The sequence below is a fragment of the Neisseria sp. HMSC065D04 genome, assembly GCF_001815675.1.
Lineage (GTDB): Bacteria > Pseudomonadota > Gammaproteobacteria > Burkholderiales > Neisseriaceae > Neisseria.
On the sequence record NZ_KV821496.1, the window covers coordinates 116,292 to 127,228 of the forward strand.

At 52.4% G+C, this 10,937-nt stretch carries 9 protein-coding genes; 3 read left to right on the forward strand and 6 right to left on the reverse strand.

Annotated features, from left to right (window positions below; translation table 11 throughout):
• Nucleotides 1-90 precede the first annotated feature (90 nt).
• Nucleotides 91-627, forward strand: coding sequence for a C40 family peptidase (locus tag HMPREF3050_RS04445; protein ID WP_070773681.1), 537 nt, complete (start codon nucleotides 91-93; stop codon nucleotides 625-627).
• A 299-nt stretch (nucleotides 628-926) separates the two neighbouring features.
• Here the strand turns inward: HMPREF3050_RS04445 and clpP are convergent, their stop codons facing one another.
• The 6 genes from clpP to HMPREF3050_RS04475 all read right to left on the reverse strand — a co-directional run bounded on the left by clpP (nucleotide 927) and on the right by HMPREF3050_RS04475 (nucleotide 8,312).
• Nucleotides 927-1,547: an ATP-dependent Clp endopeptidase proteolytic subunit ClpP gene (gene clpP, locus HMPREF3050_RS04450; protein ID WP_003760163.1), complete on the reverse strand. Its 621-nt coding sequence runs from the start codon at nucleotides 1,545-1,547 to the stop codon at nucleotides 927-929.
• 87 nt (nucleotides 1,548-1,634) lie between these two features.
• Entirely contained in the window at nucleotides 1,635-2,945 is a 1,311-nt protein-coding gene (tig, locus tag HMPREF3050_RS04455) for a trigger factor (protein WP_003762579.1), read from the reverse strand.
• Between the two features lie 381 nt (nucleotides 2,946-3,326).
• Nucleotides 3,327-5,774 (reverse strand): DNA translocase FtsK, encoded by a 2,448-nt coding sequence (locus tag HMPREF3050_RS04460; protein WP_070773683.1) that lies wholly within the window; start codon nucleotides 5,772-5,774, stop codon nucleotides 3,327-3,329.
• A 172-nt stretch (nucleotides 5,775-5,946) separates the two neighbouring features.
• Nucleotides 5,947-6,747, reverse strand: a complete 801-nt coding sequence (locus HMPREF3050_RS04465; protein WP_070773686.1) for a phosphatidylserine decarboxylase — start codon at nucleotides 6,745-6,747, stop codon at nucleotides 5,947-5,949.
• 102 nt (nucleotides 6,748-6,849) lie between these two features.
• Nucleotides 6,850-7,617: a type I 3-dehydroquinate dehydratase gene (gene aroD / locus HMPREF3050_RS04470; protein ID WP_070773688.1), complete on the reverse strand. Its 768-nt coding sequence runs from the start codon at nucleotides 7,615-7,617 to the stop codon at nucleotides 6,850-6,852.
• The gene (locus tag HMPREF3050_RS04475) at nucleotides 7,614-8,312 is read right to left on the reverse strand and encodes a TIGR02117 family protein (protein WP_070773690.1); all 699 of its coding nucleotides are present in this window, start codon (nucleotides 8,310-8,312) and stop codon (nucleotides 7,614-7,616) included. Before HMPREF3050_RS04475 ends, aroD begins: the two co-directional genes overlap by 4 nt.
• A 380-nt stretch (nucleotides 8,313-8,692) precedes the next feature.
• Here HMPREF3050_RS04475 and HMPREF3050_RS04480 point away from each other — a divergent pair, with 380 nt between their 5' ends.
• The gene (locus HMPREF3050_RS04480) at nucleotides 8,693-10,108 is read left to right on the forward strand and encodes an SLC13 family permease (RefSeq protein WP_003762569.1); all 1,416 of its coding nucleotides are present in this window, start codon (nucleotides 8,693-8,695) and stop codon (nucleotides 10,106-10,108) included.
• A gap of 109 nt (nucleotides 10,109-10,217) precedes the next feature.
• Nucleotides 10,218-10,727: a peptidylprolyl isomerase gene (locus HMPREF3050_RS04485; RefSeq protein ID WP_070773692.1), complete on the forward strand. Its 510-nt coding sequence runs from the start codon at nucleotides 10,218-10,220 to the stop codon at nucleotides 10,725-10,727.
• Nucleotides 10,728-10,937 lie beyond the last annotated feature (210 nt).

A 10,937-nucleotide genomic window follows, 5' to 3' on the forward strand; every position in this document is an offset into this window, starting at 1 on the left:
TACCGGTTTAAAGTTAATCCACTATAGAAAAGCCTTTTTCAGACGACCTCTTGTCAAACATCGTCTGAAACGTCCCTAAAAAGGAATCCCATGAAACCGATTATCCGCACCGCCCTGACCGCCGCCATCATCCTGCCCCTCGCCTCCTGCGGCCTTTTTTCCGGCAAACATCACCCGAAGACCAAAACCCACATCACCGCCCGAACAGTCCAACCCGTCCGCATCAGCAACATCGACCGCACTCAAGGCTCGCAAGAACTTATGCTGCACAGCATGGGGCTAGTCGGCACGCCTTACAGATGGGGCGGCAGCAGCATTGCCACCGGCTTCGATTGCAGCGGCATGATTCAATTCGTCTATAAAAACGCCCTCGGTGTCAGCCTCCCGCGAACCGCCCGCGACATGGCGGCAGCCAGCCGCAAAATCCCCGATAACCAATTAAAAGCCGGCGACCTCGTCTTTTTCAACACCGGCGGTTTATCCCAATATTCCCACGTCGGCCTCTACATCGGCAACGGCGAATTTATCCACGCCCCAAGCAGCGGCAAAACCATCAAAACCGAAAAACTCTCCAGCCCGTATTACGCTAAACATTATCTCGGCGCGCATACTTTCTTTACGGAATAAGGCATACAGCGGGATTCTTCATCTATCGGCACAAGACAAAAACGAACCAACGTCGTTAACGTAATCTCAATTCCAATACGGCAAATCAAAAAGGTCGTCTGAAAACCTGTTTTTCAAGTTTTCAGACGACCTTTTCGTCAACTCCATTCAAACACCGCCGTCAGCGACACTTCAACAAAACCGCTCTTTCCTTACCCAAACAGCCTCATCAAAAACAGCCGCTCCGTTGTACAGGCGAAATAGCGGAATAATCAGCGCGTCTTCTGTCAGCGTGTGTTCAAATCGCCGAAATCAAACATTTAAGCCTGCAAAGAAGCGCGATTTTCCAAAACTTGGTCAATCAAACCGTATTCTTTGGCTTCTTCGGCAGACATGAAGTTGTCGCGGTCGGTGTCGCGTTCCAAATCTGCCAAGTCGCGGCCGCAGTGTTTCGCCATCAGGCGGTTGAGTTTCTCTTTGATTTTCAACAGCTCGCGTGCATGGATTTCAATGTCGGATGCCTGACCGCCCAAACCGCCGCTGATTAAAGGTTGGTGAATCATGATACGGCTGTTGGGCAGGGCGAAACGTTTGCCTTTTTCGCCTGCCGAGAGCAGGAATGCGCCCATGCTTGCCGCTTGTCCCAAGCACAAGGTGGAGACGTTGGGCTTGATGAAATTCATGGTGTCGTAAATCGACATGCCTGCCGTTACCGAGCCGCCGGGGGAATTGATGTAGAAGAAAATATCTTTGTCCGGATTTTCACTTTCCAAAAACAACAGCTGGGCAACCACCAAATTGGCGGACTCGTCGGTTACCGGACCGACCAAAAATACGATGCGCTCTTTCAAAAGGCGCGAGTAAATATCAAATGCACGCTCGCCGCGGCCGCTTTGTTCGATAACGGTAGGAACGAGGTAATTATTGAAATCGAAGGACATTTTTGTCTCCTGTCAATGTTGCGAAAGCACCAAAGGGGCGCTTTGGTGCTTTCAAGTTGCCTGTTTCAGACGACCTTTTGAAGATGATTAGGCTTGTGCGCCCATCACTTCGTCAAAAGACAAAGCTTTTTCGGTTACTTTGGCTTTGCCCAAAACGAAATCAACAACGTTGCTTTCTACTGCCAAAGAAGTCGGACCTTGCAGGCGGGAAGGCTCTGCGTAGTACCAGTCGATCACTTCTTGGGGATCTTCGTAGCTTTCTGCGAAGTTGGCAACAACGGCTTTAATTTGCTCTTCAGTCGGCTCCAGTTTGTTTTCTTCAACCAGTTTGGCCAAAATCAGACCCAAAGATACGCGGCGTTCAGCTTGCTCTTTGAACATGTCCAAAGGCAGATCCAAGTTGGCAGCGTCAGCCATGCCTTGATTGACGAAGTTTTGTTTCATTTCGTTTGCCAAACGGGCGGCTTCTTCATTTACCAAAGCAACGGGCGCTTTCAGCTCTACGGCTTTGAGCAGCGCGTTCATTACAGATTCTTTGGTTTGTTCGTTTACGCGGCGCTCAACTTCGCGGCCTACGTTTTTCTTCACTTCTTCGCGCATTTTGGCAACGTCGCCGTCAGCGATACCCAATGCTTTGGCGAAGTCGGCATCAACTTCGGGCAGGGTGGGTTCGGATACGTTGTTCAATGTGATGGTGAAGACAGCGGATTTACCGGCAACATCTTTACCGTGATAGTCTTCAGGGAAGTTGACGGTAACGTCTTTGCTTTCGCCTGCCTTCATGCCGACTACGCCGGCTTCAAATTCAGGCAACATTTGACCTGCGCCCAATACGAAGGCGTAGTTTTTGGATGCGCCGCCAGCGAAAGGTTCACCGTCGATTTTGCCTTCGAAGTCGATGATGACGCGGTCGCCGTTTTGGGCTTCGCGTTCAACATGGTTGAAGCGGGTGCGTTGTTTGCGCAGGATTTCTACGGTTTGGTCCACTTCGGCATCGCCGACGGAAGCGGTTACTTTTTCGACTTCTTGTGCAGACAAATCGCCGATAACGACTTCAGGGAACACTTCGAAAATCGCAGCGATTTTCAGGGATTCTTTATCGTCTTGTTCTTCAACGCCTTCGAAACGCGGATAGCCGGCAACTTTCAATTCTTGGGCAACGGCAACATCGTAGAAGCGGCGTTGGACCATTTCATTGATGACATCATTTTGAGCGCTTGCACCGTACATTTGGGCAATCATTTTTAAAGGTGCTTTACCCGGACGGAAACCGTCGATTTTTGCACGGCGTTGGGTTTGTTTCAGTTTTTTATCGGTTTCTGCGTTGATTTCGGACCAAGGCAGAGACAACACTACTTTGCGTTCCAGATTTTCTAAAGTTTCAACAGTTACGCTCATCGTAAGACCTTAATTTGTTGTGTTAAATAAAAAATGGGAATCCTTTTGCCAATGATGACTGCAAAAGCGGTCCGACCCATCGGGGCTTTTATCGTCCGTTGCTTGCAAAAGGCAGGAAAATTAGCTGGCTAGTATATCACAATGTTTGATTGACTGGATAATATAGTGGATTAACTTTAAACCAGCACGGCGTTGCCTCGCCTTAGCTCAAAGAGAACGATTCTCTAAGGTGCTGAACCTGATTTAAATTTAATCCACTATATTGCCGAAAGGCGGGCCGATTTTGCCCCGATAAAATAAGGTATTGGATCCGACATCATAAAAAGGTCGTCTGAAAACAGATATAACCGGTTTTCAGACGACCTTTGGTAATTATTGAGATCACAACTGGTCTTTTTGCGCCAGAATTCTGCGGCTGCCGTTGATGTCTGCGGGGGAAACGACACCGGCGTTTTCGAGCGCTTCCATCAGGTTGGCGGCACGGTTGTAGCCGATGCGCAACTGGCGTTGCAGGGAGGAGATGGAAGTTTTTTTGCTTTCCAAAATGTAGGCGACGGCTTGGTCGAACAATTCGTCGCTGCCTGCATTCGGATTGACGATGTTGGTGGTTTCCAGCGCGGCTTCACCGCTGAGCAAACCTTCGACATAGTCGGCGGGGGCTTGCGATTTGACGTAGTTGACGACTTGATGCACCTCGTCGTCTGAAACAAACGCGCCTTGCAGGCGGGTCGGCTCGGCGCTGCCCGGTTGCAGGAACAGGGAGTCGCCGTATTTCAGCAGTTCGTCCGCGCCCATTTGGTCGAGGATGGTACGGCTGTCGATTTTGCTTTGTACGGTAAACGCCATACGTGTTGGGATATTCGCTTTAATCAAGCCGGTGACGACATCGACGCTCGGTCGTTGGGTCGCGACAATCATATGGATACCGGCAGCACGCGCTTTTTGGGCGAGGCGGGCGATTTGTTGCTCGACGGCTTTGCGTTCGGTCATCATCAGGTCTGCCAATTCGTCGATAACGACCACAATCATCGGCAGTTTTTCCAGCGGCTCGGGGTCGTCCGGATTCAGGCTGAACGGGTTGGGCATGGGTTTGCCCGATGCTTTGGCGGCTTCGACTTTTTGGTTGAAGCCTTCCAAGTTGCGCACGCCGGCGTGGGAAAGCAGGCGGTAGCGTTTTTCCATTTCGGCAACACACCAGTTCAACGCCTGCCCTGCTTCACGCATATCGGTAACGACCGGGCAGAGCAAGTGCGGAATGCCGTCGTAAATGCTCAATTCGAGCATTTTCGGATCAATCATGATGAAGCGGACTTCGTCGGGCGTGGCTTTGAAAAGCATGGACATAATCATGCCGTTCACGCCGACGGATTTGCCCGAACCGGTCATACCGGCAACCAAAAGGTGCGGCATTTTTGCCAAATCGCCGACGACGGGCGTACCGGAGATGTCTTTACCCAACGCGACGGTCAGCTTGGATTTGGCTTCGGTAAACACGGGCGAAGACAAGATTTCGCTCAACATCACGTCTTGGCGTTTTTCGTTGGGCAACTCGATACCCATCGTGTTTTTGCCCGCGATGGTTTCCACGATACGCACGGATTGCAGCGACATGGAACGCGCCAAATCTTTAGACAGGGCAACGATTTGGCTGCCTTTTATGCCTTGCGCGGGTTCGATTTCATAACGCGTAATCACAGGGCCGGAAGTGGCGGACACGACTTGCACGCCGATGCCGAATTCTGCCAGCTTGGATTCAATCAGCTCGGCAGTGCGCTCCAATTCGGCAGGATTGATGCTGACGGGTTCACCGTTGGGCAGGCGCAGCAGGTTCATGCTGGGTTTGTGGTATTCGCCTGTTTGTTGCGGCTCGTTGTCTTCAAACAAGGAAGCCTGAATTTTGGGTGGCGGCGCGACGGAGACTGCGACGGATTTGCGGTTGCTGGTGCTGCCTGCAAGCGGTGTAACGGGCGTAGCGGTGATGTTTTTGGCTTCTTTCACCATGCGGCGGGTGTTTTCCGTTTCCAAGGCTTCGGCGGTCGAGCCGTCATCCTTGCGTCTGCCCAACGCCTTTTTCAGACGACCCCAAATGCCTGAAAACAGGCTTTCGGTATTGCGTCCTGTTTTCGCCATGACTTCCAGCCAAGACACTTGCGCCAGCAAAGAGACGGAAAGCAGCAGCATGACGCACATAATCAGCAGGCTGCCGGATTTGCCCAACAGCCAAGTCAAGCCCGAACCAGCCAAAGCGCCGACCAAACCGCCCGCACCGACAGGCAGGGTTTCGTCCAAGGTATTTTGAAGGGTGAAGTATTCGAGAATCGGGCTGCACACCAAAAGCAGGAACAAAGCCAGCGCGGCAACGCCGTGGTTGTAGGATTTGTAGTCTTCTCGCTTTTGCAGCGGGCGGAAATTTTTATAGAGGAAAACGCACGAAGCGACGATCCACCACCAAAACGACAGACCAAAAAGATAATAGCCGACATCGGAAACATACGCGCCAAACAGCCCGCCGAAATTGGCGATATCGTCTGATTTCGGCACGCTACGCGACCATGCGGGGTCGGTCATTTTGAAGCTGGCGAGAGAAATGGCGATAAAGACCGTCACCATCAGCCCGAAGAGCCACAGCGCGTCGTTAATCAGATTGACGACATACTCGGGGCGCGCTTTTTTTTCTTCATTTTTTTGCAGCGCTTTGGCAGCCTTCAAACGCTCGGAAACCTTGTTCGGCTCTGTCTGCGCCTTCGTTTGGCTTTGACGGCGCGTGCTCGGTTTGGCGTTTGTTTTGGCTTTAGTTTTTGATGCGGTTTTAGAGGATTTTGCGGTCATGGATGGATTTTTGATATTCGGTACAGGTCGTCTGAAAAGGGAAAACCGACGGGGAATCAATCCGTCGGGTGTAATGTGTGTTGGGTTCAAATTATACCGTATTTACCGTTTCTGATAAAACAAGGTCGTCTGAAAAAGGTTTTCAGACGACCTCTTGTTCAGCTTTCAGCCGTCAGTCTTTCAATGACTGCTCTGCGGCATTGCGGACTTTATCGGCAGCCGCTTCGATTTCGGATTGGGCTACTTCGGCGGCAGCTTGCGCCGGAGCGGGCGTTTCCGCTTGCGCGGCGCTTGCGGTTTCAGTCGGCGCGGCAACTTCAGGAGCTTGGAGCGGCAGGCGCGCCAAAACAGTGCGCACGCCGGTGACTTTGTCGCCGATGGCAACTTGTGCCTGCGCGTCAACCGGCAGATACATATCGACGCGCGAACCGAAGCGGATAAAGCCGTAGCGTTCGCCGCGGGTCAGTTTCTCGCCTGCTTTGGTGTAACACAAAATGCGGCGGGCAACCAAGCCTGCGACTTGGACGAAGGTGATTTCGCGACCTGACGCGGTAGTCGCCAGCACGGCGTTGCGTTCGTTTTCGGTACTGGCTTTGTCCAAATCGGCATTGAGGAATTTGCCTTTATTGTATTCGACGGCAGTCACGGTGCAGTCGGCAGGCGATTTTTGCGAGTGGACATTGAAGACGTTCATGAACACGCTGATTTTCAACGCTTCGGTATCACGGTAAGGATCACGCGCGCGCTCGACGACGACGATGCGTCCGTCAACGGGGCTTAAAATCGCTTCGGGGTCTTGTGGGATTTCGCGGGCGGGATCGCGGAAAAATTGTAGGGCAAATACGGTGAAAATCCAAAACGGCAGCGACCACCAGCCGCAGCAGGCAGACACCAACAAACTCAATACCAAACCGCCGCCGATAAACGGCCAGCCCTCGCGGGCGATAATCGGGTGGGGGTACAGACGGTTCATAACTTTCCTTTTCTATTCAAATTGCCGCCATTATAGCGGAATATCCTACAAAGGTCGTCTGAACGCTGTTTCAGACGACCTTTTGTTTTTTTGTATTTATTGTTATCCGGCGGTGTTGCCGTTTTCCAAAACATCCAAGATGTTTTTCAGGTTGGCGGAATCGAGCTGGCCGGGGGCGGAGGCGGCTCCTGCCGTGCCGAATGTGATGGCGGAGCCGAAGGTCGAGCCTGCGATGCGGCTAACGAGTCCAAGCTTGCCCATGGAGATGGTAACGATCGGGCGGTTTGCGGTTTGACAGGCTTCCCAAGTGGCGTCCAAAAGCGTCAGGACATCGGCGGGGCTTTGGGGCATTACGGCGATTTTGCAGATGTCTGCGCCTGCCTCTTCCATTTTTTTCAGACGACCTGTGATGTCCGATTTAGCGGGCGTTTGATGGAAATCGTGGTTGCTCATCAGGACGGCGGTGTCGTGCACTTTGGCGGCGGCAATCGCTTGGAGGACTTCGCCTTCGCCGGCGGAAAGTTCGATGTCGATGATGTCGATGATGCCTGAAGCGGTGGCTTTATCGAGCAACTCGAAATAATACGCTTTGCTGCAAGGGTATTCGCCGCCTTCCTCTGCGCGTCGGAAGGTGAACAGCAGCGGGGTTTCGGGAAAGGCGCGGCGCACGGCGGCGGCTTGGGTAAGTAGGTATTCGGGGTTGCCCGCTTGGGCGAAATAGTCGGCTCTGAACTCGATAATATCGAAACAGGCGTGTTCGAGGTTTTTCAGGGCGGCGGATAAGGCTGCTTCGTCTCGGGCAATCAAGGGAACGGCGATTTTCGGCTGTCCGCTGCCGAGCGTGAGATGGCGGATGGTCAGGGTTTTCATGGTTTTTCTGCTGTATTGGTGCGGTGGCTGTCGAGCAGCGGATCGGGGAACGGTGTCCAAACAACGCCGTTGATGCCGCTTTCGGTCAGGCGGCGGTTGAGCCAGCTGTTGCACGTATTGAAAAGATGGTAGCGTCCTTCTGCCTCATAGAATGCGTCATCAGCGCTGTAATGCGCTCCGGCGACGGGGATGGCTTTGCCCGCTTTCAACTTGAAATGGCGCATCAGGTTGGCACTCAGGCGGCGGTATTGTTCGCGGCTGACGGTGAATTTGACGGTATTTTCGCCTTCTCTCGGCGGCTCGCGGTAGTAGATGGCGTGAATCAGCGTGCTGTTGACTCCGCTTAACGCCTGTACGGCCGTAGAGGCGGTCAAATCCGACCACTGCGGCGTGTTCAAATAGAAATTGCGCTCGCCCCAGCCTATGCCGACATAGCGGATGGGCGCATCGCCTTGCCCTGCGGGGCTGTCGGCAGGATTGATGATGCTGGTCCAGTCGAAAAGGTCGTCTGAAAGCGGCATGACGATGTCGGCGTGTACGCCGTTGCTGTTCAGGTAAAGTGTGACGTCGCCGTCGGAGGCTTCAATGCTGTCCTGCGGAATCTTACCAAGTATGTAGGCGGTGGCAAAGTAAAGGATAGCGGCGATGATAAACGCCAACAGGGCTTTCAGGAGGATTTTGAATATTTTTTTCATTGACGTGACGGCGTCGTTAAAGATGCGGCATCATATCACGATAACGGCATGTTTTAGGCATTTCAGACGACCTTAACGCTTTAACTACAAAGGAGGTCGTCTGAAAATCAACAAAAAGATATTTTTAGTTTCCCATCAATCCGTTTTCGTAAAAAACCGCGCCCGATTGTTAACATTATATTTACACTACACCCGATTACAAATATACTCATTGCCATGCCGCACGGCTTTGTTTGCTTGAAATCCAAAGCCTGCGAACAACCCGCTGCGGGAAACAAGAAAAACCGATTCAGTGAAATCAATAAAAAAGCAATGTCGGGCGATGAGCCTATGCTTCAGCGGTTTTAGCGATTTCACGTTATGTTTCAGAGGAATACTCCATGGACTTACATGCAAAGGACAAAACCCAGCATCCTGAGAATGTCGAGCTGCTCAGTGCGCAAAAGCCGATTACCGACTTTAAGGGCCTGCTGACCACCATCATTTCCGCCGTCGTCTGTTTCGGCATTTACAGCATCCTGCCCTACAGCACCGATGCCAACAAAGGCATTGCGCTGTTGATTTTCGTTGCCGCGCTTTGGTTCACCGAAGCCGTCCACATCACGGTAACCGCATTGATGGTGCCGATTCTCGCCGTCGTGCTCGGCTTCCCCGATATGGACATCAAAAAAGCGATGGCGGGCTTTGCCGATCCGACGATTTACATCTTCTTCGGCGGCTTCGCGCTTGCTACCGCCCTGCACATGCAGCGTCTCGACCGCAAAATCGCCGTCAACCTCTTGCGCCTGTCGCGCGGCAATATGAAAGTTGCCGTATTGATGCTGTTTGCCGTTACCGCCTTCCTGTCCATGTGGATCAGCAATACCGCCACCGCCGCCATGATGCTGCCTTTGGCAATGGGTATGATGAGCCACCTCGACCAAGAAAAAGAACGTAAAACCTACGTCTTCGTCCTGCTCGGTATCGCCTACTGCGCCAGTATCGGCGGTTTGGGTACCGTGGTCGGTTCGCCGCCGAACATGATCGCCGCCAAAGCCCTGAATCTGGACTTCGTCGGCTGGATGAAGCTCGGCCTGCCGATGATGCTGTTGATTCTGCCCTTGATGCTGTTTTCCATGTACGTCATCCTCAAGCCCAATCTGAACGAACGCGTCGAAGTCAAAGCCGAGTCTATCCCTTGGACGCTGCACCGCGTGATTGCACTGTTGATTTTCATCGCTGCTGCTGTCGCTTGGGTATTCAGCTCCAAAATCAAAGAAGCATTCGGTATTTCCAACCCCGATACCGTCATCGCCCTGATTGCCGCCGTCGCCGTCGTCGTATTCGGAGTGGCGCAATGGAAAGAAGTCGCCCGCAATACCGACTGGGGTGTGTTGATGCTCTTCGGCGGCGGCATCAGCTTGAGCGCGCTGCTGCAATCTTCCGGCGCATCCGAAGCCTTGGGTCAGCAGGTGGCTACCACTTTCACCGCCGCGCATCCGCTGCTGGTGATTTTCGTAGTCGCCACCTTCATCATCTTCCTGACCGAGTTCACCAGTAACACCGCCTCCGCCGCGCTGCTCGTCCCCATTTTCGCCAGCATCGCCACGCAAATGGGGCTGCCCGAACAAGTTTTGGTATTCGTTATCGGCATCGGCGCATCTTGCGCGTTCATGCTGCCGGTTGCCACGCCACCCAACGCGATTGTGTTCGGTACGGGGTTAATCAAGCAACGCGAAATGATGAACGTCGGCTTGCTGCTGAACGTCCTCTGTATCGTATTGGTTGCGCTGTGGGCTTATTTCATCCTGATGTAAACCCGTAAAACCATAACCACAAGGTCGTCTGAAAGAATATTTTTCAGACGACCTTGAAGTTTTTCCGCCCATCACCATTTTTAGGAAGATTCTTAACGAAAGGAAACCCATGATTATCCTGCACACCAACAAAGGCGACATCAAAATCGAACTCGATTTCGACAAAGCCCCCGTTACCGCCAAAAACTTCGAGCAATACGTCAAAGACGGCTTCTACGACGGCGTAATCTTCCACCGCGTCATCAAAGGCTTCATGATTCAAGGCGGAGGTATGGACGAGAACATGAACGAAAAAGAAACACGCGAGCCGATTCAAAACGAAGCGTCCAACGGCCTGCCCAACGAGAAATACACCGTCGCCATGGCGCGCACTTCCGACCCGCATTCCGCCAGCGCGCAATTCTTCATCAACACCGCCGACAACGCCTTCCTGAACTTCCGTTCCAAAGAACTGTACGGCAAAACCGTCGTTCAAGACTGGGGCTACGCCGTATTCGGCAAAGTAGTCGATGGTTTTGATGTGGTCGATGCCATCGAAGGCGTCGCCACCAAACGCCACGGCTACCACGACGACGTACCGACCGAACCTGTCGTCATCACCAAAGCTGAAGTGGTATAAGATTGATACGCTACATCCCATAACGCAAAAAGCAGCCTGAAACGGGCTGCTTTTTTATTGGGCAAATATTTGAACGCAATCCGCTGCGCTTGTTTTCAGACGACCTCTGATATTGAAACCGTTGCCTACGGATTCAAGCCCGCTTTGCCCCATCTCAAAAGACGATTTATAGTGGATTATAGTGGATTAAAATAAAAATGAGACAAGGCG